This window comes from Enterobacter sp. RHBSTW-00975 (assembly GCF_013615235.1).
Taxonomy (GTDB): domain Bacteria; phylum Pseudomonadota; class Gammaproteobacteria; order Enterobacterales; family Enterobacteriaceae; genus Enterobacter; species Enterobacter ludwigii.
In genome coordinates this window covers 674,003-698,315 of the sequence record NZ_CP055883.1, presented here as the reverse complement: position 1 = coordinate 698,315, position 24,313 = coordinate 674,003, and the positions used below count along the sequence as shown (strand labels likewise).

Below are 24,313 nucleotides of genomic sequence, written 5' to 3'. Positions count from 1 at the left end.
TGTATATATACCCAGCATAAAATATTCAACCAGGCTATAATCAAGCCTGGTTTTGTTTTATGGGATAGCGGCGTGGCGCAGGCGCAAGAAGGTTTTTTACTTACCCGACACTGGCGGGATACTCCTCAGGGCACCGAGGTGGCATTCTGGCTGGCGACGGACAACGGCCCGCTGCACGTGACCCTGCCGCCGCAGGAGTCCGTGGCTTTTATCCCGAACGATCATGTTGAGAAAGTAAAGCAACTGCTGCGCGGTGAAAATGGCTGGCGCCTGACGCCGCTTGAACTGAAAGATTTCCACCGTCAGCCCGTACATGGCCTCTACTGCCGCGCCCATCGCCAGCTGATGCGTTATGAAAAACTGCTGCGCGACGCTGGCGTGACCCTGTACGAAGCCGATATCCGCCCGCCAGAACGTTTTCTGATGGAGCGGTTTATTACCGCCCCCGTCTGGGTCGACGGCACCGTGCAAAACGGCAGCCTTATTAACGCCCGTCTCAAACCCAACCCTACCTACCGGCCGCCGTTGAAATGGGTCTCGCTGGATATCGAAACCACTCGCCACGGTGAGCTGTACTGTATCGGCCTGGAAGGCTGCGGGGATCGGGTTGTTTATATGCTTGGCCCCCCGAATGGCAACGCGTCCGCGCTGGATTTCCGGCTGGAGTATGTCAACAGCCGGCCACAGCTTCTGGAAAAGCTTAACCAGTGGTTTGCCGATCGCGATCCCGATGTGTTGATCGGCTGGAACGTGGTGCAGTTCGATCTGCGCGTGCTGCAAAAACATGCTGAACGTTACCGCATCCCCCTGATGCTGGGGCGCGGAAACAGCGAGCTGGAATGGCGCGAGCACGGTTTTAAAAACGGTGTGTTTTTCGCGCAAGCCAATGGCCGCCTTATTATCGACGGCATTGAGGCGCTCAAATCTGCCTTCTGGAATTTTTCCTCTTTCTCTCTGGAAGCGGTGGCGCAGGAGCTGCTCGGCGAAGGGAAATCCATCGACAACCCGTGGGACAGAATGGATGAAATCGACCGGCGTTTTAACGAAGACAAACCGGCGCTCGCCACCTACAACCTGAAAGATTGTGAACTGGTGACGCAGATTTTCCACAAAACGGAGATCATGCCCTTCCTGCTCGAGCGCGCGACGGTGAACGGCCTCGCCGCTGACCGGCACGGTGGCTCCGTGGCCGCCTTTAGCCACCTCTATTTCCCGCGTATGCACCGGGCGGGCTATGTCGCCCCCAACCTCGGTGACGTGCCGCCGCAGGCAAGCCCAGGCGGTTACGTGATGGATTCCCGGCCCGGGTTGTATGACTCCGTGCTGGTGCTGGACTACAAAAGCCTCTATCCGTCCATTATTCGCACCTTCCTGATCGATCCCGTCGGGCTGGTGGAAGGGATGGCGCAGCCTGACGATTTGCACAGCACAGAAGGTTTTCTCGGGGCCCGCTTCTCACGGGAAAAGCACTGTCTGCCGGAAATCGTGGGAAACATCTGGCACGGTCGCGACGAGGCTAAGCGTCATGGCAACAAGCCCCTTTCTCAGGCGCTGAAAATTATCATGAACGCGTTTTACGGGGTTCTGGGGACCAGCGCCTGCCGCTTCTTCGACCCACGACTGGCGTCATCTATCACCATGCGCGGGCACGACATCATGCGCCAGACCAAAGCGTTGATTGAATCCCAGGGTTATGACGTTATTTATGGCGATACGGATTCCACCTTTGTCTGGCTTAAGGGCGCGCATTCTGAAGAGGATGCCGCGCGAATCGGCAAATCGCTGGTGACTTTTGTGAACGCCTGGTGGCAGGAAAGTTTGCAAAAAGAGCGGTTAAGCAGCGCGTTAGAACTGGAGTTTGAAACCCATTTCAGCCGCTTTTTAATGCCCACCATTCGCGGTACCGACCAGGGCAGTAAGAAGCGCTACGCCGGACTTATTCAGGAAGGTGACAAGCAGCGAATGGTCTTTAAAGGGCTGGAAACCGTACGCACCGACTGGACGCCGCTGGCACAGCAGTTTCAGCAAACGCTTTATCTGCGTATCTTTCGCAACGAGCCTTATCAGGACTACGTGCGTGAAACAATTGCCAGCCTGATGGCCGGTGAACTCGACGCCCAGCTGGTGTACCGCAAGCGCCTGCGCCGCCCGCTGGCGGAATACCAGCGCAACGTTCCGCCGCACGTCCGCGCGGCGCGTCTGGCGGATGAGGAGAACGTGCGCCGGGGGCGTGCCCCGCAGTATCAGAACCGGGGAACCATCAAATACCTCTGGACCACCAGCGGCCCGGAACCCGTGGATTACCAGCACTCGCCTCTGGATTACGAGCACTATCTTACGCGTCAGCTTCAGCCGGTCGCGGACGGAATTTTGCCCTTCATCGACGACGACTTTGCTACACTAGTGACAGGGCAACTTGGCCTATTTTGACACGTGACGAAATGGCTGCCATCCAGTACCATAGCGCCCTTTCCATTCCCGGACCCATTTTTCAATGACTGTCTTTTTTGACGGTGGTTGAACTATTGCCTGCAATTTACGATTAGAGCCGAACAAATATGCCTTTTACACTTGGTCAACGCTGGATCAGCGATACAGAAAGCGAACTTGGATTAGGAACCGTGGTTGCCGTGGATGCACGAATGGTTACCCTCCTTTTCCCTGCTACCGGTGAAAACCGCCTGTACGCCCGCAATGATTCCCCTGTGACCCGCGTGATGTTCAACCCGGGTGACACCGTGACCAGCCACGACGGCTGGCAGCTAAAGGTCGAAGACGTAAAAGAAGAGAATGGACTGCTCGCCTACATCGGGACTCGCCTGGACACCGACGAGGCCAATGTCATCCTGCGTGAGGTGCTGCTCGACAGCAAACTGGTATTCAGTAAGCCGCAGGATCGCCTGTTTGCCGGGCAAATCGACCGTATGGATCGCTTCTCCCTGCGCTATCGTGCGCGCAAGTTCCAGAGTGAACAGTACCGTATGCCGTGGAGCGGCCTGCGCGGTCAGCGTACCAGCCTTATCCCCCACCAGCTGAACATCGCCCATGACGTGGGCCGCCGTCACGCACCTCGCGTACTGCTGGCAGATGAAGTGGGCCTGGGGAAAACCATTGAAGCGGGCATGATCCTGCATCAACAGCTGCTTTCCGGCGCAGCCGAGCGCGTGCTGATTGTGGTACCCGAAACCCTGCAGCACCAATGGCTGGTCGAGATGCTGCGCCGCTTTAACCTGCGTTTCGCTCTGTTTGATGACGAGCGCTATGCAGAAGCCCAGCACGATGCGGACAACCCGTTTGAAACGGAACAGCTGGTGATCTGCTCTCTGGATTTCGTACGCCGCAGCAAGCAACGTCTTGAGCATCTGTGCGACGCCGAATGGGACCTGATGGTGGTCGATGAAGCGCACCATCTGGTCTGGAGCGAAGATGCACCAAGCCGGGAATACATGGCCATCGAACAGCTTGCCGAGCGCGTACCAGGCGTCCTGCTGCTGACCGCAACGCCGGAGCAGTTAGGTCTGGAGAGCCACTTCGCCCGTTTGCGCCTGCTCGATCCAAACCGCTTCCATGACTTTGAGCAGTTCGTTGAAGAGCAGAATAACTACCGTCCGGTCGCCGATGCCGTTGCCCTGCTGCTGGCGGGTAAACATCTCTCGAATGACGAGCTCAACACCCTGAGCGATCTGATTGGCGAGCAGGATATTGAGCCTCTGCTGCAGGCGGCCAACAGCGACAGTGAAAACGCGGATTCCGCGCGTAAAGAACTGATCGATATGCTGATGGATCGCCACGGCACCAGCCGCGTCCTGTTCCGTAACACCCGTAACGGGGTGAAAGGTTTCCCGAAACGCGAATTGCATACCATCAAATTGCCACTGCCGACGCAGTACCAGACGGCCATTAAAGTTTCCGGCATTATGGGCGCGCGCAAAACTGCTGAAGAGCGTGCACGCGACATGCTCTACCCGGAACAGATTTACCAGGAATTTGAAGGCGATACCGGCACCTGGTGGAACTTCGACCCGCGTGTTGAGTGGCTGATGGGCTATTTGACCGCGCACCGTTCTCAGAAAGTGCTGGTGATCTGCGCCAAAGCAGCCACCGCGCTGCAGCTGGAGCAGGTCCTGCGCGAACGCGAAGGTATTCGCGCCGCCGTGTTCCACGAAGGGATGTCCATCGTCGAGCGTGACCGTGCCGCGGCATGGTTTGCAGAAGAGGACAGCGGTGCCCAGGTTCTGCTGTGCTCTGAAATCGGGTCTGAAGGCCGTAACTTCCAGTTTGCCAGCAACCTGGTGATGTTCGATTTGCCGTTCAACCCGGATCTGCTGGAACAGCGTATCGGTCGTCTGGATCGTATTGGCCAGGCGCATGATATTCAAATCCACGTACCTTACCTGGAAAAAACCGCCCAGTCCGTACTGGTGCGTTGGTTCCACGAAGGTCTGGATGCGTTTGAGCATACCTGTCCGACCGGCCGCCCGATTTACGATCAGGTGCACGCCGATCTGATCGGCTATCTGGCCGCGCCAGAGAATACCGACGGGTTTGATGAACTGATCAAAGCCTGCCGTGATAAGCATGAAGCGCTGAAATCTCAGCTGGAACAGGGTCGTGACCGCCTGCTGGAGATCCACTCCAACGGCGGTGAAAAAGCCCAGGCGCTCGCTGAAAGCATTGAAGAGCAGGATGATGACACCAGCCTGATCAGCTTCTCCATGAACCTGTTCGACATCGTTGGCATAAACCAGGACGATCGTGGCGAGAATTTGATTGTCCTGACCCCGTCCGACCATATGCTGGTCCCGGATTTCCCTGGCCTGCCGGAAGATGGATGCACCATCACCTTTGAACGTGATGTGGCGCTGTCGCGCGAAGATGCGCAGTTCATCACCTGGGAGCACCCGCTGATCCGCAACGGTCTGGATTTGATCCTCTCAGGCGATACCGGCAGCAGCACCATCTCGTTGTTGAAAAACAAAGCGCTGCCAGTGGGTACCCTGTTGCTGGAACTGATTTACGTTGTCGAAGCGCAGGCGCCGAAACAGCTGCAGCTCAACCGCTTCCTGCCGTCAACGCCTGTGCGTCTGCTGCTGGACAAAAACGGCACGAACCTCGCCGCTCAGGTTGAATTCGAGAGCTTTAACCGCCAGCTGAGCGCGGTGAACCGCCATACCGGCAGTAAGCTTGTCAACGCGGTACAGCAGGATGTGCACGCTATTCTGCAACTGGGTGAAACGCAGATCGAAAAAGCGGCCCGGGCGCTGATTGATGCCGCACGTCAAGAAGCCGACGACAAACTGTCCGCGGAGCTCTCCCGTCTGGAAGCGTTGAAAGCGGTAAACCCAAACATCCGTGATGACGAGCTGGCGGCGATCGAGAGCAACCGTCAGCAGGTGCTGGAAAGCCTTAATCAGGCAGGCTGGCGTCTGGATGCCCTGCGTCTTATCGTTGTGACGCATCAGTAAACGGAGCGCAAGATGGTGATGGAGCCTTACAATCCACCTCAGGATCCCTGGCTGGTGGTGCTTTATCAGGATGAGCACATTATGGTGGTCAACAAGCCCAGCGGCTTGTTGTCCGTGCCAGGGCGTCTGGATGAGCACAAAGACAGTGTGATGACGCGTATTCAGCGTGATTATCCTCAGGCGGAGTCTGTCCATCGTCTGGACATGGCCACCAGCGGTGTGATTGTAGTGGCGCTGAATAAAGCGGCGGAACGCGAGCTGAAACGCCAGTTCCGCGATCGCGAGCCGAAAAAGCAGTATGTCGCACGTGTCTGGGGGCATCCTCAGCCGGCGGAAGGGCTGGTGGATTTACCGCTGATCTGCGACTGGCCGAACCGACCAAAACAAAAGGTCTGTTACGAAACCGGCAAAGCAGCACAAACCGAGTATGAAGTGCTGGAGTACGCGCCAGATAACACTGCGCGCGTGCTGCTTAAGCCGATTACCGGGCGCTCGCACCAGCTGCGTGTCCATATGCTTGCGCTGGGGCACCCGATTCTGGGGGACAGATTTTACGCGCCGCCCGATGCACTGGCGCTGGCGCCACGCCTGCAGCTGCATGCGCAGACGCTCACCATCACCCATCCGGTTTTTGGCAATGCAATGACGTTTAAAGCCCCAGTCGACTTCTGAAAAAAAGGCCCGACAGTGTCGGGCCTTTTTTATTTGAAACTTTTCTTCTCTTTAATCAACTCGTACGCTTTCTGAATTTCCTGCGCTTTTTGCTTCGCCATCTCCATCATCTCCGGCGGTAAACCTTTCGCGACCAGTTTGTCCGGGTGGTGCTCACTCATCAGCTTACGATAGGCACGCTTGATGGTGGTTACATCGTCCGATGGCTTCACCCCCAGCACGTTACAGGCATCCTCCAGCGTCGGCCCCCGCTGCGCCTGCTGCCAGGCACCGCCAGAGGACTGCTGGTGATAGCCGCCGCCAAACTGCGCACCGCCCTGCATCATGCGCAGGAACTGGTCGAACTGCATACGGGAGATGCCCAGCTCTTCCGCAATAACGTATAAAACATCGCGTTCATTAGGATGAAGTGAACCATCGGCAAACGCCGCCTGGATTTGGATCTCCAGAAACATCCGAATTAAATCAAAACGGCCGAAGCAGATGCTGCGGAACTGACGCATTTTATCGCGCAGCGGATAGTTATCCGCTTTACCGATGCGAAACGCATTTTGTGCCGCGAGACGGGAGTCACCATGCAGATTCATGCGGTCCATAAAGACGCTGGCTATCTGAATATCGGCTTCCGTCACACGCCCTTTTGATTTGGTTAAGTGCCCCATCACCTCAAACGTGGTGGAGAAAAAGAGGGACTGACGCTCACGCTGATTGGCAAACCAGGCCATTTTGCGGCTGCGAGCCTTATCAAACATATGGCCGATAATAAGCCCCAGTACGATCCCCCAGAACCCGGCACCCATGATGATGGCGAACGCAACGCCGATTATTTTACCCCAATACTGCATATACTCCCCGGTTAGTCATGTTCCTGGCCGACGCAACGTCATCATCACAGTGTTCAAGCCACGGTCAATTGAAGGACATCGCCTATAATTTGCTTTATCATACTCGTCATTCGATAGCGAGCCTAACACTCTGGCGCGCAAACGGGCAGGATTAACGCTGGTACTGCGCTGATGAGTAAGATAGTCTCTGAGCGTTTGTAAGCCGTAGCCACTGATGACGGAACAATAAAATACAACGTATGAAAAAACGTATCCCCACCCTCCTGGCCACAATGATTGGCACCGCCCTGTACAGCCAACAGGGACTGGCGGCCGATCTCGCCTCGCAGTGTATGCTTGGCGTCCCAAGTTATAATCGTCCACTGGTAAAGGGCGATACGAATAGCTTGCCGGTAACCATTACTGCCGATAGCTCTAAAGGCACATATCCTGACAATGCGACATTTACTGGCAATGTGGATATTAACCAGGGCAACAGCCGTCTGCAGGCAGATGAAGTGCAATTACACCAGAAGCAGCCGGAAGGTGCGGCCGAGCCGGTACGAACGGTGGATGCGCTGGGTAATGTGCACTATGACGACAATCAGGTCATCCTGAAAGGTCCGAAAGCCTGGTCAAACCTGAATACCAAAGACACTAACGTCTGGGAAGGTGATTACCAGATGGTAGGTCGCCAGGGGCGCGGTGATGCAGACCTGATGAAGCAGCGCGGCGAAAACCGCTATACGATTCTCGAAAACGGCTCTTTCACGTCCTGTCTGCCCGGGTCTAATACCTGGAGCGTGGTCGGAAGTGAAGTCATCCATGACCGTGAAGAGCAGGTTGCCGAGATCTGGAACGCCCGCTTCAAGCTCGGTCCGGTACCCGTTTTCTACAGCCCTTACCTGCAGCTTCCTGTGGGTGACAAACGCCGCTCAGGTTTCCTGATCCCGAATGCCAAATACAGCACCACGAACTACTTTGAGTTCTATCTGCCGTATTACTGGAACATCGCGCCCAACATGGACGCCACGATCACGCCGCACTATATCCATAAGCGCGGCAACGTTATGTGGGAAAACGAGTTCCGCTACCTGACGCAGGCGGGTACTGGCCTGATGGAACTGGATTATCTGCCGTCGGATAAAGTCTTCCAGGATGAGCATCCAACAGAAGGCGATAAACACCGCTGGTTGTTCTACTGGCAACATGCCGGGGTAATGGACCAGGTCTGGCGTTTTAACGTTAACTACACCAAGGTTAGTGACCCATACTATTTCAACGACTTTGACTCCAAATACGGGTCCAGTACAGATGGCTACGCCACGCAGAAATTCAGCGTGGGGTACGCTATTCAGAACTTCGACGCCACGGTCTCTACCAAGCAGTTCCAGGTCTTTAGCAGCCAGAACACAAGTACTTACGGTGCAGAACCGCAGTTGGACGTTAACTGGTACCAGAACGATGTTGGTCCGTTTGACACCCACGTGTATGCCCAGGCCGTGCACTTCGTTAACACGAACTCGGATATGCCGGAATCCACGCGTGTTCACCTCGAGCCAACCATCAATTTGCCGGTGTCAAATGACTGGTCGAGCCTGAATACCGAGGCCAAACTGATGGCCACCCATTACCAGCAGAAGAATCTCGACTGGTATAACAACCGTTACGGCACCGATCTCGAAGAATCCGTGAACCGCGTCCTGCCGCAATTCAAAATGGACGGCAAACTGATCTTCGAACGCGATATGGGTCTTCTGGCGGAGGGTTATACCCAGACGCTTGAGCCACGTATGCAGTATCTGTACGTCCCGTATCGCGATCAGAGCAACATTCAGAACTATGACTCCTCATTCCTGCAGTCTGACTACAGCGGTCTGTTCCGCGACCGTACCTACGGTGGCCTCGACCGTATTGCGTCAGCAAACCAGTTAACGACCGGCGTCACAACGCGCGTTTATGATGATGCCGCCGTTGAACGTTTTAACGTTTCTGTTGGTCAAATCTACTATTTCACCGAGTCCCGGACCGGTGATGACGACATTAACTGGGAAAAAGACAACAAAACGGGTTCTCTGGTGTGGGCAGGTGATACCTACTGGCGTATGACCGATCGCTGGGGTTTACGCGGGGGTGTGCAGTACGATACGCGTCTCAACAACGTTGCGACAAGCAGTGCGGCGATTGAATACCGTCGTGATGAAGACCGTATGCTGCAGTTGACCTATCGTTACGCCAGCCCGGAATATATTCAGGCCACGTTGCCAAACTATGCGAATACGGATCAGTACAAAGACGGCATCTCGCAGGTGGGTGGCGCAGCGAGCTGGCCAATCGCCGATCGCTGGTCAATCGTCGGTGCTTACTACTTTGACACCAACACCAGTAAACCTGCTGACCAGATGGTTGGTCTGCAATATAACTCCTGCTGCTACGCGCTACGTGTCGGTTACGAACGTAAGCTTAACGGCTGGGATACCAAGAATGAACAGGGCAAATACGATAACGTGATTGGCTTTAATGTCGAACTGCGCGGCCTGAGCTCCAACTACGGCCTGGGCACGCAGCAGATGCTGCGCTCGAACATTCTGCCGTACCGCAGTTCCTTGTAATGTGCTTAATTTGCAACGTAATCCGCTTTGCGGTTAATTGAAATGGAAAAAGTATGAAGAACTGGAAAACGCTGCTGCTCGGTGTCGCTATGGTTGCGAATACCAGCTTCGCGGCCCCCCAGGTTGTTGATAAGGTCGCCGCTGTGGTTAACAACGGCGTCGTGCTCGAAAGCGACGTTGACGGTTTGATGAAATCTGTGAAGCTCAATTCGGGTGAAGCAGGTCAGCAACTTCCGGATGACGCTACCCTGCGCCACCAGATCCTGGAACGTCTGATCATGGATCAGATTGTCCTGCAAATGGGTCAGAAAATGGGTGTGAAGGTCACTGACGAGCAGCTCGATCAGGCCATTGCTAACATCGCGAAACAGAACAACATGAGCCTGGACCAGATGCGCAGCCGTCTGGCCTATGATGGCATCAGCTATGCAACGTACCGTAATCAGATCCGTAAAGAGATGCTGATTTCGGAAGTACGTAACAATGAAGTCCGTCGTCGCGTCACGATCCTGCCTCAGGAAGTGGACGCGCTGGCAAAACAGGTGGGTAACCAGAACGACGCCAGCACCGAACTGAACCTGAGCCACATTCTGATCCCGCTGCCAGAGAACCCAACCTCCGACCAGGCTGCGGAAGCTGAAAGCCAGGCGCGTTCGATTGTCGAGCAGGCACGTAACGGCGGTGACTTTGGCAAACTGGCCATCACCTACTCCGCTGACCAACAGGCGCTGAAAGGCGGCCAGATGGGCTGGGGACGTATCCAGGAGCTGCCTTCCATCTTTGCCCAGGCGCTGAGCACGGCGAAGAAAGGTGACATCGTGGGTCCCATTCGTTCAGGCGTGGGCTTCCACATCCTGAAAGTGAACGATCTGCGCGGTCAGAGTCAGAACATTTCGGTTACCGAAGTTCACGCTCGCCATATTCTCCTCAAGCCGTCACCTATCATGACTGACGATCAGGCGCGCGTGAAACTGCAACAGATTGCTGCAGACATCAAGAGCGGAAAAACCTCGTTTGCGAATGCCGCGAAAGAGTTCTCTCAGGATCCCGGCTCTGCTAATCAGGGCGGCGATCTGGGCTGGGCGGCCGCGGATATCTACGATCCTGCGTTCCGTGACGCACTGATGAAGCTGAACAAAGGCCAGATGAGCGCCCCGGTGCACTCCTCCTTCGGCTGGCATCTGATCGAACTGTTGGATACCCGCAATGTTGATAAAACGGACGCGGCGCAGAAAGACAGAGCCTACCGCATGCTGTTTAACCGTAAGTTCTCTGAAGAAGCAGCAACCTGGATGCAGGAACAACGCGCCAGCGCTTATGTGAAAGTACTGAGCAACTAATGAAACAGCATCGTGTTGTGATCACTCCCGGCGAACCTGCCGGGATTGGGCCTGACCTCGTTGTCCAGCTCGCCCAGCGCAGCTGGCCGGTGGAACTGGTTGTCTGCGCTGATGCAACACTGTTACAAGACCGGGCAACGCTGCTCGGTCTGCCTTTAACGCTCATCCCCTACGTTGAAGGCCAGCAGCCTGCACCACAGCAAGCCGGCACGCTTACGCTTCTTCCTGTTCCACTTCGTACTCCCGTCATCCCGGGTCAGCTCAGTACCGAAAACGGCCACTATGTTGTAGAGACGCTGGCGCGTGCCTGCGACGGTTGCCTGAAGGGCGAATTTGCCGCCCTGATCACCGGTCCCGTGCACAAAGGCGTTATCAACGAGGCGGGGATACCGTTTACCGGGCACACGGAGTTCTTTGAAGAGCGCTCGCACAGCCCGAAAGTGGTCATGATGCTGGCGACAGAAGCAATGCGCGTTGCCCTCGTGACGACCCATTTGCCCATCAGGGCCATTCCGGATGCCATTACTCCGTCTCTTTTACGGGAGATCATCGGGATCCTGCATCACGACCTGCAAACCAAATTCGGCATCAAACAGCCGCATGTGCTGGTCTGCGGCCTGAACCCGCACGCCGGTGAAGGCGGGCATATGGGTACCGAAGAGATCGACACCATTATTCCGGTGCTTGAAGAAATGCGGGCAAAAGGGATGAACTTAAGCGGGCCGTTGCCTGCCGATACCCTTTTCCAGCCAAAATACCTGGATAATGCGGACGCCGTGCTCGCGATGTACCACGATCAAGGCCTGCCCGTGCTAAAATACCAGGGCTTTGGCCGCGGGGTGAATATCACCCTCGGTTTACCTTTTATTCGAACGTCCGTTGACCACGGTACTGCGCTGGATCTGGCAGGCCAGGGGAAAGCGGATGTCGGCAGTTTTATTACGGCGCTTAATCTCGCCATCAAAATGATTGTTAATACTCAATGACTAATCGAGTCCATCAGGGCCACTTAGCCCGAAAACGCTTCGGGCAAAACTTCCTCAACGATCAGTTCGTGATCGACAGTATCGTGTCTGCCATTAATCCGCAGAAAGGTCAGGCTATGGTCGAAATCGGCCCGGGTCTTGCCGCTCTGACTGAACCCGTAGGCGAACGCCTGGACGAACTGACCGTTATCGAACTCGATCGCGATCTCGCCGCACGCCTGCAAACTCATCCGTTCCTGGGGCCAAAGCTGACGATTTATCAGCAGGATGCCATGACCATGAACTTTGGTGAGCTGTCGGAAAAAATGGGCCAACCGCTGCGCGTGTTCGGTAACCTGCCGTACAACATTTCCACACCGCTAATGTTCCACCTGTTTAGCTATACTGATGCCATTGCCGACATGCACTTCATGTTGCAAAAAGAGGTGGTTAACCGCCTGGTTGCAGGGCCGAACAGTAAAGCGTATGGTCGTTTGAGCGTGATGGCGCAATATTTCTGCAACGTGATCCCGGTGCTCGAAGTACCGCCAACCGCCTTTACGCCGCCACCAAAAGTGGACTCTGCGGTAGTGCGTCTTGTACCGCATAAAATAATGCCGTACCCGGTGAAAGACCTGCGCGTGCTGAGCCGCATTACTACTGAAGCCTTTAACCAGCGCCGTAAAACGATCCGTAACAGCCTGGGCAATCTGTTTACCGTTGAAGTGCTGACTGAGTTGGGTATTGACCCGGCAATGCGTGCAGAAAATATTTCCGTAGAACAGTACTGCAAGCTGGCTAATTACATCAGCGAAAATGCGCCGCCGAAGGAGAGTTAAGCCATGATTGATTCGCCCCGCGTATGTGTCCATGTACAAAGCGTTTATGTTGAATCCCAGTCTTCACCGGATGAAGAACGTTTTGTCTTCGCTTACACCGTGACCATTCGCAATCTGGGGCGGATGCCTGTGCAACTGCTTGGGCGCTACTGGCTTATCACCAACGGCAACGGCCGCGAAATCGAAGTTCAGGGTGAAGGTGTGGTTGGTGAACAGCCCCACATCGACCCTGGCGAAGAGTATCAATATACCAGCGGTGCCGTGATCGAAACGCCGCTGGGTACCATGCAGGGCCATTACGAAATGGTCGACGTCGATGGCAATGTGTTCCGCGTTGCTATTCCTGTGTTCCGTCTCGCCGTTACAACACTCATTCATTAATCTAATGTCTACATATCTGATTGGCGACGTTCACGGTTGCTACGATGAACTGATCGCATTGTTAAAACAGGTCGACTTTACGCCTGGACAAGATACGCTCTGGCTGACGGGCGATTTAGTGGCGCGTGGCCCTGGCTCGCTGGACGTTCTACGCTTCGTCAAATCACTGGGCGACAGCGTGCGCATGGTACTGGGCAACCACGATCTGCATTTGCTGGCCGTCTTTGCCGGGATCAGTCGCAACAAACCCAAAGATCGTCTCTCGCCTTTGCTGGATGCCCCGGACGCGGATGTTCTCATCAACTGGCTACGCCGCCAGCCGCTGCTGCAGATCGATGAAGAGAAAAAACTGGTCATGGCGCATGCCGGGATCACCCCTCAGTGGGATCTTGAGACGGCGAAAACCTGTGCGCGTGACGTTGAAGCGGTGCTGGCAAGCGACTCGTATCCTTTCTTCCTCGACGCGATGTACGGCGATATGCCGAATCACTGGAGCGAAGATCTTAGCGGTCTGGCCCGCCTGCGCTTTATTACGAACGCTTTCACCCGCATGCGTTTTTGCTTCCCGAACGGGCAGCTGGATATGTATTGCAAAGAGACACCGGAAAGCGCACCTGCGCCTCTTAAACCGTGGTTTGCCATTCCCGGTCCGGTGACCAACGCCTATAACGTGGTGTTTGGCCACTGGGCGTCGCTTGAAGGAAAAGGCACACCGGAGGGGATCTACGGTCTCGATACCGGCTGCTGCTGGGGTGGAGAGTTAACCTGCTTGCGCTGGGAAGATAAAACGTACTTTGTTCAGCCATCCAACCGACAGCTGGACTTAGGGGAAGACGAGGCCGTTGCCTCCTGATGAGGATTTCCCTCCCCCGGACGGGAGAGGGACATTCACTTAGCGACGTTCCAGAATTTCGAAGCAGTAGCTGTGGGAGTTCTGCGCATCCGCGTCGTGGAATTCACTGAAGACAGATTCCCACTCATCAGGATCGTAGTCCGGGAAATGCGTATCCCCTTCCACTTCCGCATCAATGTGGGTCAGATACAGCTTCTGTGCTTTCGGCAGGAACTGTTCGTACACACGCCCACCACCAATCACCATGATCTCCTCGGCATTACCGCATGCGGCAATGGCCTCGTCTACGGACTTCACCCATTCGACGCGATCGTCAGTGCCAGGCTGGCTACTGATAACGATATTTTTACGGCCCGGTAATGGACGACCAATCGACTCCCAGGTCAGGCGGCCCATCACTACCGGCTTGTTTAACGTAGTACGTTTAAACCATGCGAGATCGGCAGGCAGGTTCCACGGCATGGCATTTTCCATACCGATAACACGGTCCACCGCCAGCGCTGCAATCAGACTGATCATTGAAAATTTCCCGGATGCAAAAAATTGCCGCCACTATACGGAAAGCTTAATCTTTCGTCGACTGGCGGCTGAGTAAAGATAGAGAAATTTTTTAATATTGCTGGCAACTCCACTTCACGCGGAAGGTTTACTCTCCGGTTCGTCCGCCGGATCGCCGGTATGCTTGCCCTCTTCCGTGCCCTGCCAGCCGTGACGCTGGATAAGCGACAGGTGATTGCGGTCCTCGTTAATGATTTCCGTCAGCATCGCGCTGGTGCGTTTAAACACCGCTGCACGCTCGGTGGCCGTGCTGCCCGCCATCGCCGCCATCTCTTCCACCATCTCGGTATTAAAGCGGCGGAAAAGGTCCGCACGCTCACGTGCTTCATAGGCCCCTAGCCCCAGATTTTCCAGCGCCATCCGGCCAGACTTGAGCGCACCTTCGAACGTTTCACGCTCTGGCGCCTCCACCCCTGCCTGACGCAGCCGGATGTAGTGATCCACATCGCGGGCGCGGGAGATAATGGTCAGCTCGGGGAAGTGCTCCTTGACCAGCTCCACCATCTGCATGCTGGTCTCCGGATCGTCGATCGCGTTAATCAACACTTCGGCTTTCGCCGCCCCGGCGGACTCCAGCAGATCGACACGCGTTGCATCCCCGTAAAACACTTTCATGTCGAATTTCCGCAGGGTCTCAACATGGTCGGGATCGTGGTCGAGGATCACCATTTTGACCCCGCTCGACAACAGCAAACGGCCCACGATCTGCCCGAAGCGACCAAACCCGGCGATGATCACCCGTGGCTGCTCCTCGTCGATCTCGTCGGCTTCGCGTTCTTGCTCGCTCCCCGTTTTTTCCAGACGCGCCAGCACCACCAGCAGAACAGGCGTTGCGGCCATCGACAGTGCGACGGCAAGCGTCAGCGCTTTCGCCCACTCAGCATCCAGTACGTTGGCCATCTGCGCCGCGCCAAAGACCACGAATGCAAACTCACTCCCCTGCCCCAGCAGTACGGCAAACCAACGACGCTGCTTGTTAGGCACCGTTAATGGACGCGCTATCAGCCACAACATGCCCATCTTAATGACCAGGAAACCGACCAGCAGGATGAGGATCCGCAGCGGATGCGTTACCAGCGTGCCAAAGTCGATAGACATCCCCACGCCGATGAAAAACAGCCCCAGCAATAATCCCTTAAACGGCTCGATATCACTTTCCAGCGCATGGCGATATTCAGAACTGGCCAGCAGCACCCCTGCCAGGAACGCCCCCATAGCCATCGATAAGCCGGCTTCCTCGAGCAGCAGACCAAAGCCAAACACCAGGAACAGCGCAACGGCACTGAAAACTTCACGCAGGCCGGAGCGAGCGACAAAGCGCAGCAACGGACGGGTCACGTAGCGGCCAAGCAGAATAACCAGCGCCAGGGCACCAACCACTTTCAGCGCGGAAAGCGCAAAAGCCCCCATGGTCGTTGAAGCACCGCTTGCGGCCAGCAGCGGGATCATCGCCACCAGCGGGATGGCGGCAATATCCTGGAACAGCAGCACCGAAAACGCGCTGCGCCCCATCTGAGAGACCGTCAGGTTACGCTCGTTCATTGCCTGCATGGCAATGGCCGTAGAGGAGAGTGCCAGCGTCAGGCCGATGAGAGTCGCGACTTTCCAGTCCATGCCCAGCAGGATACAGAACCCACCCAGCAGCAGACCACAGGCCACCATCTGCAACGCTCCCCCACCAAATACCGAAGCGCGCAGTTTCCATAACCGCCGGGGATCCAGCTCCAGGCCAATTACAAACAGCATCAGCACGACGCCGATCTCAGCGAAATGGAGAATCGCCTCGGCATCGGTCACCAGACGGAAGCCCCACGGTCCAATGACACAGCCGGCAATCAGGTAGCCCAGCACCGAACCCAGCCCCAGACGTACCGCCACGGGTACAATCAGCGCAGCCGCGCCGAGGTAAATCAGCGCCTGTATCAGCGTATGGCTATCCATTGTTCGCCTCCTGCCACTCAAGTAACCGTTGTTTATAATGGCGTGCCTGCGCCTGCAACGTCTCATCATCGCAAACGAACGTACAGTGCATCGCAAAAGGAGGGAGCCAGTTCAGCCCACAATAGAGCGCCGTCGCCTGCAGCGGCTGTGACAGCACCTCAAAGCCCGGGAAAGCACCAATATCGAAGTGGCTTTCTCCCCCGCCGGTGGTCACGGCCCACATCAGGCTTTTACCTTTAAGCGCGTGACCGTTGTGGCCATACGCCCAGCCGTGGGAAAAGACTTTATCGATCCACAGTTTGAGGAGCGGAGGGGTGCTGTACCATTGCATCGGATGCTGCCAGATAATTAAATCGGCACGAGAGAGCGCCTCCTGTTCGGCGGCGATATCGATATTAAAATCGGGATAAAGTTGATAGAGGGAACGTATCTCTACGTTATCAAGCGTCCTTACCTGCTCAAGCATCCGTTTATTTGCATGCGAGTGATGCGGATACGGATGTGCGTAAATTATCAGAATCATTAATTAGCCTGTTGTTTTACTGCCTTCTTTTACCAAAAGAGTGTAGTCAGTAATTCAACAGGCTAATAGTGAATATTATTGACGGGCTAACGTCAGAAATCTGAACTAGTTATCCAGTTCGCCCATGGATTTCACCTGGTCACGGTTGATCTGTTCAGTTTGACCCGTTTCGGCGTTTTTATAGGAAACCAGACCGGTGTCATCATCGACCTGCGGCTTACCGTCAGTCACTATCGTACGGCCATCCGTGGTTTTTACTGCCTGATTAGATGAACAGCCCGCAACGGTAAACATGGCGGTGGCAGCCAGAACGGATGCAATCAGTAGTTTATTTTGCATGGTGTTTTCCCCTGCTCTCAGTTGAATTTCGTTATCGACCTAACCATTTTAGGCTAACTGACTGAATGCGGTTGGAAAACCAGAAGGTTCTGAAGGTGGGAATAATACCCGGCAGCGAATACTGCCGGGTATGTTGGCTTACTTGTTAATCTGAGCGTGCATTTCCTGAACGGAAATCACCTTCTCGGTGGCATCAGCGTTCAGTGCCATCGCGGTGGCGAAACCACCGTTCAGGGTGGTGTCGTAATGCACTTTGTACTGCAGCGCGCTGCGGCGAATCAGCTTGGAGTCTTCAATCGCCTGACGACCTGCGGTGGTGTTAATGATGTAGGTGTATTCGCCATTCTTGATGCGATCCTGAATGTGCGGACGACCTTCATGCACCTTGTTCACCAGACGCGGATTAATGCCCGCTTCACCCAGCACAATGGCCGTGCCGTGGGTTGCATCCAGCTCGAAGCCCTGTTTCAGCAGCTTAGCCGCCAGGTCAACCACGCGCTCTTTATCGCCTTCGCGAACAGAGAGCAGCGCACGGCCAGATTTTTTCATGGTGGAGTTACTGCCTAACTGCGCCTTCGCAAACGCTTCTGCGAAGGTGCGGCCCACGCCCATCACTTCCCCGGTAGAACGCATTTCTGGCCCTAACAGCGGGTCGACGCCCGGGAATTTGTTGAACGGCAGTACCACTTCTTTCACCGAGTAGTACGGTGGGATAATTTCTTTCGTCACGCCCTGCTGTGCCAGCGTCTGGCCCGCCATCACGCGCGCCGCCACTTTCGCCAGCGGAACACCGGTAGCTTTAGAGACGAACGGTACGGTACGTGCTGCACGCGGGTTCACTTCAATCAGGTAGACTTCGTTGTCTTTGACAGCGAACTGGACGTTCATCAGACCGCGAACCTGCAGTTCGAAGGCCAGCTTCTGCACCTGCTGGCGCATCACGTCCTGAATTTCCTGGCTCAGGGTGTACGCTGGCAGGGAACATGCGGAGTCACCGGAGTGAACGCCTGCCTGTTCGATGTGCTCCATGATACCGCCAATCAGCACCATTTCGCCGTCACAGATGGCATCCACATCCACTTCAACGGCATCGTCGAGGAAGCGGTCGAGCAGAACCGGCGCATCGTTGGACACGCTCACTGCCGTCTGGAAGTAACGACGCAGATCAGCTTCGTCGTAGACGATTTCCATCGCGCGGCCGCCCAGCACGTACGAAGGACGTACCACCAGCGGGTAGCCAATCTCTTTCGCCTTCTCAACAGCCATCTCGATAGCGGTGACGGTGGCATTGGCCGGCTGTTTCAGCTTCAGACGGTCAACCGCCTGCTGGAAACGTTCACGGTCTTCTGCACGGTCGATTGCATCCGGGCTGGTACCGATTACCGGCACACCAGCGGCTTCCAGCGCGCGCGCCAGTTTCAGTGGGGTCTGGCCACCGTATTGCACGATTACGCCTTTAGGCTTCTCGATACGCACGATTTCCAGCACATCTTCCAGCGTTACCGGCTCAAAGTAGAGGCGGTCGGAGGTATCGTAGTCGGTCGACACGGTTTCCGGGTTACAGTTGACCATGATGGTCTCGTAACCGTCTTCGCGCAGTGCCAGGGAGGCATGAACGCAGCAGTAGTCAAACTCGATGCCCTGGCCGATACGGTTAGGACCGCCGCCCAGCACCATAATCTTGTCGCGGTCGACGGACGGATTCGCTTCACACTCATCTTCATACGTGGAGTACATGTAAGCGGTGTCGGTCGCGAACTCCGCTGCACAGGTATCCACGCGTTTGTAGACCGGGTGCAGGTCATACTGGTCACGCAGCTTGCGGATTTCCGCTTCACGTACGCCCGCCAGTTTGGCCAGACGCGCATCGGCGAAGCCTTTACGCTTCAGTACGCGCAGGAAGTCAGCGTCCAGGCCATTAATGCCCAGGTCCGCGACTCTTTCTTCCAGACGTACCAGCTCTTCAATCTGCACCAGGAACCAGCGGTCGATGTTGGTCAGGTTGAACACGCCATCAACAGAGAGGCCCGCACGGAACGCATCGGCGATGTACCAGATACGCTCTGCGCCTGCGTCTTTCAGCTCGCGGCGAATTTTGGTCAGCGCTTCAGGGTCTTCCAGGCTCACTTTCGGGTCAAAACCCGTGGCCCCCACTTCCAGGCCGCGCAGCGCTTTCTGCAGGGATTCCTGCTGAGTACGCCCAATCGCCATCACTTCGCCAACAGATTTCATCTGTGTGGTCAGACGGTCGTTTGCGCCGGCGAACTTCTCGAAGTTAAAGCGAGGGATCTTGGTCACAACGTAGTCGATGGACGGCTCGAAGGACGCTGGAGTGCGGCCACCGGTGATGTCGTTCATCAGCTCATCGAGGGTATATCCTACCGCCAGTTTCGCGGCCACTTTCGCAATCGGGAAGCCGGTGGCTTTCGAGGCCAGCGCGGAGGAGCGAGAAACACGCGGGTTCATTTCGATAACAATCAGGCGACCGTTTTTCGGGTTCACCGCAAACTGAACGTTAGAGCCACCCGTTTCTACGCCGATTTCACGCAGTACCGCCATCGAGGCGTTACGCATGATTTGATACTCTTTGTCGGTCAGCGTCTGGGCTGGCGCTACGGTGATGGAGTCGCCGGTGTGGATACCCATCGCATCGAAGTTTTCGATGGAGCAGACGATGATGCAGTTGTCGTTTTTATCACGCACCACTTCCATCTCGTACTCTTTCCAGCCAATCAGCGATTCATCAATCAGCAGCTCTTTGGTGGGGGAGAGATCCAGACCGCGTTCACAAATCTCTTCGAACTCTTCGCGGTTGTAGGCGATACCGCCGCCGGTGCCACCCATGGTGAAGGATGGACGGATGATGCACGGATAACCAACGTCAGCCGCAACAGCCAGCGCTTCTTCCATGGTATGTGCGATACCGGAACGCGCGGTGTCGAGGCCGATTTTCTTCATCGCCACGTCGAAGCGACGACGGTCTTCAGCTTTATCAATGGCGTCGGCTGTCGCACCAATCATGGTCACGCCGAACTCTTCCAGCACGCCCTGACGCTCCAGCTCCAGCGCGCAGTTCAGCGCCGTCTGGCCGCCCATGGTAGGCAGAACCGCGTCCGGACGCTCTTTTTCGATGATTTTGCGTACCACTTCCCAGTGAATCGGCTCGATGTAGGTTGCATCTGCCATTTCCGGGTCGGTCATGATGGTGGCCGGGTTAGAGTTCACCAGGATAACGCGGTAACCCTCTTCGCGCAGGGCTTTACACGCCTGGGCACCGGAGTAGTCGAATTCGCAGGCCTGGCCGATCACAATCGGGCCAGCGCCAAGGATCAGGATGCTTTTTATGTCTGTACGTTTTGGCATGGTCTTCTCGGCTCCTGATTATTTAGCGGTCTTACGGTATTGCTCAATAAGTTCGATGAAGTGATCGAACAGCGGCGCGGCATCGTGCGGGCCCGGGCTGGCTTCAGGGTGACCCTGGAAGCTGAACGCTGGTTTATCGGTACGATGAATCCCCTGCAGGGTGCCATCGAACAGAGACTTGTGGGTCACGCGCAGGTTAGCCGGCATTGACGCCTCATCCACTGCGAAGCCGTGGTTCTGTGCCGTAATCATTACCGTGTTGTTATCGATATCTTTCACCGGGTGGTTCCCACCGTGGTGACCGAACTTCATCTTCACGGTGTTAGCACCGCTCGCCAGCGCCAGCAGCTGATGACCCAGACAGATGCCGAATACCGGGATATCGGTTTCCAGGAAGGATTTGATGGCGTCGATAGCGTAATCGCACGGTGCCGGGTCGCCAGGACCGTTGGACAGGAAGATACCGTCCGGATTCATCTTCAGTACCTCTTCAGCAGAGGTTTTCGCCGGGACGACCGTCAGGCGGCAGCCGCGGTCGACCAGCATACGCAGGATGTTGCGCTTGGCACCAAAATCGTACGCCACTACGTGGAATGGCAGGTCGCTCTCTTTTTTCGCTTCCGGCAGGTCTCCCGCCAGCGTCCAGCTTCCCTGCGTCCAGCTGTAGGCTTCTGCTGTGGTCACTTCTTTCGCCAGGTCCATGCCGTTCAGACCCGGGAAAGCTTTCGCTTTTTCCAGCGCCAGGGCTGCATCGAGGTTATCTCCTGCGATGATACAACCGTTTTGTGCACCCTTCTCGCGCAGCAGACGCGTCAGCTTACGGGTATCGATATCAGCAATCGCCACGATGTTATGGCGCTTCAGGTAGGAAGAGAGGTCCTCGGTATTGCGGTAGTTGCTGGCAATCAGCGGCAGGTCGCGAATGACCAGGCCTTGCGCATGTACCTGAGAGGATTCTTCGTCAGCAGCATTGGTGCCGACATTGCCGATATGAGGATAAGTAAGAGTAACGATTTGGCGAGAATAGGAAGGATCAGTGAGGATTTCTTGATAACCGGTCATTGAAGTATTGAAAACGACTTCCCCAACCGCCGAACCCGTTGCCCCTATGGCCCGACCGATAAACTGGGTTCCGTCTTCCAGAACCAATAGCGCTGACTTAATCAAAACACCCTCCAGAGAATATTCACTCACTTTATTTGCATATTAATTCATAACCGCGTCATGAATCAATGCAAATGTGTTGCCAGCGGATTTTTGGCAAACGGCGGCATTCTGGGGATTTGGTGGCTAAAAGTCAACTTAAAACGGAGATTTGTCATATTCTTTTGCGAGCCTGAGAGAGCCAGGAGAGCTTAAGCGGCAAAAAGATCAGGTAAATCACTGCGGGAAACGCTTGCGCGGCAAGTTTAATGGGAAAGACCGCTTCGTGGCATCAAAAAGTGGACCAGACGGTCAAAATTTACATTCAGATAACACAAAACACGTGGAAGAGATGAATTTTAGTGTGCAAATTAATAAAATTACTATGAAACACATAAAATAAAAGGGCAATAAAATATTGCCCTATGCAATCAAAGCATTACGACTGCAATAACCACATCACGATGGGTAATAACGGTTACAAATTATTGAGATCAAGCACATCTCGCATATCAAAAAGACCATTTCCCTTGCCTTTTAACCACAAGGCGGAGCGTACAGCGCCATTTGCAAACGTCATCCGGCTGGATGCCTTATGCGTAATCTCGACGCGTTCCCCAATATCGGCGAACATCGCCGTATGTTCGCCGACGATATCGCCCGCGCGGACGGTAGCAAAACCAATCGTGCCGGGAACACGTTCACCGGTGTGCCCTTCACGGGTGTAGACCGCGCAGTCTTTCAAATCTTTATCCAGTGCATGAGCAATCGCTTCCCCCATCGCCAGCGCCGTACCGGATGGCGCGTCGACTTTATAACGATGGTGCGCTTCAACAATCTCAATGTCGGTATAACTGCCCATGACCTTCGCTGCCTTCTCCAGCAGCTTCAGCATGACGTTCACCCCCACGCTAAAGTTTGCGGCGAAGACAATCGCAATCTCGTGTGAGGCATCCTGAATGGCCTGCTTCCCGGCATCATCAAAACCGGTGGTGCCGATCACCATTCCTTTACCGTGCTGACGGCAAAATGCCAGATGCGTGAGCGTGCCTTCCGGACGGGTAAAATCGATGAACACATCAAAGTCATCTTTTACCGCCTCCAGGCTGCTCTGCACGGTAACGCCTGTCTTACCCGCGCCCGCCAGCTCACCCGCGTCAGCGCCAAGCAACGATGAGCCGTCACGCTCCAGCGCCGCGCCCAGTGCCACGCCATCCATCTGTAGTGCCGCCTGAATCAGCTGGCGACCCATACGTCCACCCGCGCCCGCAATGGCGACACGGATCTGTGCATCATGCATAGTTATTCTCTTACGTTAAAATGATGTAAACCGTTTTCAGATTAACCAGCCTTTGCAGATGCTGCCAACTGAAAACGACGATAATTAGAATTTAATGATAAACAGGAAGAAATATCAGCAAAAGGCATAATCTTCAGCGAAAACCGCACGATTCGCGGACCACCAGCGCGGGCGGTAAAATAATGCGTTTCGCCGGCTCCCGGTTCCCCTGTATCCGGCTGAAAAGCAGCTCGCCGGCCTTACGCCCTATCTCCTTCGCGGCAACGGAGACGGTAGTCAGTGCAGGCTGTACCAGCCCGGCCTCGGTAATATCGTCAAAGCCCACCAGGGCAAAATGACGTCCCGGCTCGCGTCCCATTTTGCGTAAACACTGCATAACGCCAAGGGCAACAATGTCCTGGTAACACACTGCCGCGGTAATCTGCGGATGGTTCATCAACAACGCTTCCGCCACGCGCGCGCCATCACTCTGGCTTGCCTGTGAGGTGACGATCCATTCGGGATTCGGCGTCACACCATACTCCAGTAATTTACTGGTAAATCCGCCGATACGCTGAGCGCGAGACCCCGAATTCAGGCTACCGCCGATAAAGGCAATCTGACGATGCCCCATCCTCAGAAGATGCTCTGTCGCCATTTGCGTGCCAAGGAAGTTATCGGTTCCCACAAAATCAAAGTCCGGATCGTTTAGCGGTCGCACGACCATAATTGCCGGAATATTGCGTCGCTTAAGACCATCGAAAAAGGCCTGCGGGGTTTCTCGCGCGGCACACAGCACCATGCCACAGACGTTGTTACGCATCAGCGAATCCACAAACTTTTGCTGTCGCTCGGACGACTCTTCGCTGTTTGCCAGAAACAGCAGAAGGTCGTGGCGTTCCATCTCATGGCTTAGACCTGCCGTCATTTCGCCATAAAAAGGGTTCGTGATGTCATGCAACAGGAGCCCCACCTGATTACTGCTGCGGTTTCGCAGGTTGGCTGCCGTCTGATTGTAAACATAGCCCGATTCATCCAGCGCCTGAAGTACGCGCTCCCGGGTCCGTTGCGAGATCCGCCCTTTATTACACAGCACCATTGATACGGTGGCGGTTGAAACCCCGGCGCGTTTTGCCACATCAGCCAGCGTGATACCCGTCATGATCGCTCCTTGTCGTTCACATCAGATTAATCGAATAACCTCAATTTTGCACTT

General features: G+C 55.3%; 18 protein-coding genes. 9 read left to right on the top strand and 9 right to left on the bottom strand.

All coding sequences use genetic code 11. The features are described 5' to 3' along the window. Positions 1-72: 72 nt before the first annotated feature. The 3 genes from polB (at position 73) to rluA (ending at position 6,137) form a co-directional block, all read left to right on the top strand. Positions 73-2,430 (top strand): DNA polymerase II, encoded by a 2,358-nt coding sequence (gene polB, locus HV340_RS03345; RefSeq protein ID WP_059306548.1) that lies wholly within the window; start codon positions 73-75, stop codon positions 2,428-2,430. Positions 2,431-2,558: 128 nt separating this feature from the next. Then, on the top strand, positions 2,559-5,465 hold the full coding sequence (gene rapA / locus HV340_RS03340) for an RNA polymerase-associated protein RapA (protein WP_181216290.1): 2,907 nt from the start codon (positions 2,559-2,561) through the stop codon (positions 5,463-5,465). Between the two features lie 12 nt (positions 5,466-5,477). After that, a complete protein-coding gene (rluA, locus tag HV340_RS03335; RefSeq protein ID WP_014168600.1) occupies positions 5,478-6,137 on the top strand; it encodes a bifunctional tRNA pseudouridine(32) synthase/23S rRNA pseudouridine(746) synthase RluA in 660 nt (219 codons plus the stop codon). A 29-nt stretch (positions 6,138-6,166) separates the two neighbouring features. On the opposite strand, the gene djlA is transcribed toward rluA, so the two are convergent. Further along, on the bottom strand, positions 6,167-6,982 hold the full coding sequence (gene djlA, locus HV340_RS03330; RefSeq protein ID WP_014168599.1) for a co-chaperone DjlA: 816 nt from the start codon (positions 6,980-6,982) through the stop codon (positions 6,167-6,169). Positions 6,983-7,221: 239 nt separating this feature from the next. Here djlA and lptD point away from each other — a divergent pair, with 239 nt between their 5' ends. Genes lptD through apaH form a run of 6 tightly spaced genes read left to right on the top strand, consistent with a single transcriptional unit; the run spans position 7,222 to position 13,951 of the window. Then, positions 7,222-9,573, top strand: a complete 2,352-nt coding sequence (lptD, locus tag HV340_RS03325) for an LPS assembly protein LptD (RefSeq protein ID WP_059306549.1) — start codon at positions 7,222-7,224, stop codon at positions 9,571-9,573. A 53-nt stretch (positions 9,574-9,626) separates the two neighbouring features. Then, positions 9,627-10,913 (top strand): peptidylprolyl isomerase SurA, encoded by a 1,287-nt coding sequence (surA, locus tag HV340_RS03320; RefSeq protein ID WP_014168597.1) that lies wholly within the window; start codon positions 9,627-9,629, stop codon positions 10,911-10,913. Further along, positions 10,913-11,899, top strand: coding sequence for a 4-hydroxythreonine-4-phosphate dehydrogenase PdxA (pdxA, locus tag HV340_RS03315; protein WP_020882559.1), 987 nt, complete (start codon positions 10,913-10,915; stop codon positions 11,897-11,899). The genes surA and pdxA overlap by 1 nt, the downstream gene beginning before the upstream one ends. Next, positions 11,896-12,717, top strand: a complete 822-nt coding sequence (gene rsmA / locus HV340_RS03310; RefSeq protein ID WP_014168595.1) for a 16S rRNA (adenine(1518)-N(6)/adenine(1519)-N(6))-dimethyltransferase RsmA — start codon at positions 11,896-11,898, stop codon at positions 12,715-12,717. The genes pdxA and rsmA overlap by 4 nt, the downstream gene beginning before the upstream one ends. 3 nt (positions 12,718-12,720) lie before the next feature. Continuing rightward, the gene (apaG, locus tag HV340_RS03305; protein ID WP_014168594.1) at positions 12,721-13,098 is read left to right on the top strand and encodes a Co2+/Mg2+ efflux protein ApaG; all 378 of its coding nucleotides are present in this window, start codon (positions 12,721-12,723) and stop codon (positions 13,096-13,098) included. 4 nt (positions 13,099-13,102) lie between these two features. Continuing rightward, the gene (apaH, locus tag HV340_RS03300; RefSeq protein WP_014168593.1) at positions 13,103-13,951 is read left to right on the top strand and encodes a bis(5'-nucleosyl)-tetraphosphatase (symmetrical) ApaH; all 849 of its coding nucleotides are present in this window, start codon (positions 13,103-13,105) and stop codon (positions 13,949-13,951) included. A 39-nt stretch (positions 13,952-13,990) separates the two neighbouring features. Here apaH and folA read toward each other — a convergent pair whose 3' ends face one another. The 8 genes from folA to HV340_RS03260 form a co-directional block, all read right to left on the bottom strand. Further along, on the bottom strand, positions 13,991-14,470 hold the full coding sequence (folA, locus tag HV340_RS03295) for a type 3 dihydrofolate reductase (RefSeq protein WP_008502023.1): 480 nt from the start codon (positions 14,468-14,470) through the stop codon (positions 13,991-13,993). A gap of 114 nt (positions 14,471-14,584) precedes the next feature. Beyond that, positions 14,585-16,450, bottom strand: coding sequence for a glutathione-regulated potassium-efflux system protein KefC (gene kefC, locus HV340_RS03290; protein ID WP_025205450.1), 1,866 nt, complete (start codon positions 16,448-16,450; stop codon positions 14,585-14,587). Next, a complete protein-coding gene (kefF, locus tag HV340_RS03285; protein ID WP_020882557.1) occupies positions 16,443-16,973 on the bottom strand; it encodes a glutathione-regulated potassium-efflux system oxidoreductase KefF in 531 nt (176 codons plus the stop codon). Before kefF ends, kefC begins: the two co-directional genes overlap by 8 nt. 105 nt (positions 16,974-17,078) lie before the next feature. Then, positions 17,079-17,312 carry a YgdI/YgdR family lipoprotein gene (locus tag HV340_RS03280; protein WP_010427047.1) on the bottom strand — a complete coding sequence of 78 codons (234 nt, stop codon included), beginning with the start codon at positions 17,310-17,312 and terminating at the stop codon, positions 17,079-17,081. A 138-nt stretch (positions 17,313-17,450) separates the two neighbouring features. Further along, positions 17,451-20,675: a carbamoyl-phosphate synthase large subunit gene (gene carB, locus HV340_RS03275; RefSeq protein WP_014168589.1), complete on the bottom strand. Its 3,225-nt coding sequence runs from the start codon at positions 20,673-20,675 to the stop codon at positions 17,451-17,453. An 18-nt stretch (positions 20,676-20,693) separates the two neighbouring features. Then, positions 20,694-21,842 carry a glutamine-hydrolyzing carbamoyl-phosphate synthase small subunit gene (carA, locus tag HV340_RS03270; protein ID WP_020882556.1) on the bottom strand — a complete coding sequence of 383 codons (1,149 nt, stop codon included), beginning with the start codon at positions 21,840-21,842 and terminating at the stop codon, positions 20,694-20,696. 454 nt (positions 21,843-22,296) lie between these two features. Further along, positions 22,297-23,118, bottom strand: a complete 822-nt coding sequence (gene dapB, locus HV340_RS03265) for a 4-hydroxy-tetrahydrodipicolinate reductase (RefSeq protein ID WP_047955034.1) — start codon at positions 23,116-23,118, stop codon at positions 22,297-22,299. Positions 23,119-23,251: 133 nt separating this feature from the next. After that, positions 23,252-24,259 (bottom strand): LacI family DNA-binding transcriptional regulator, encoded by a 1,008-nt coding sequence (locus HV340_RS03260; protein WP_020882554.1) that lies wholly within the window; start codon positions 24,257-24,259, stop codon positions 23,252-23,254. Positions 24,260-24,313 lie beyond the last annotated feature (54 nt).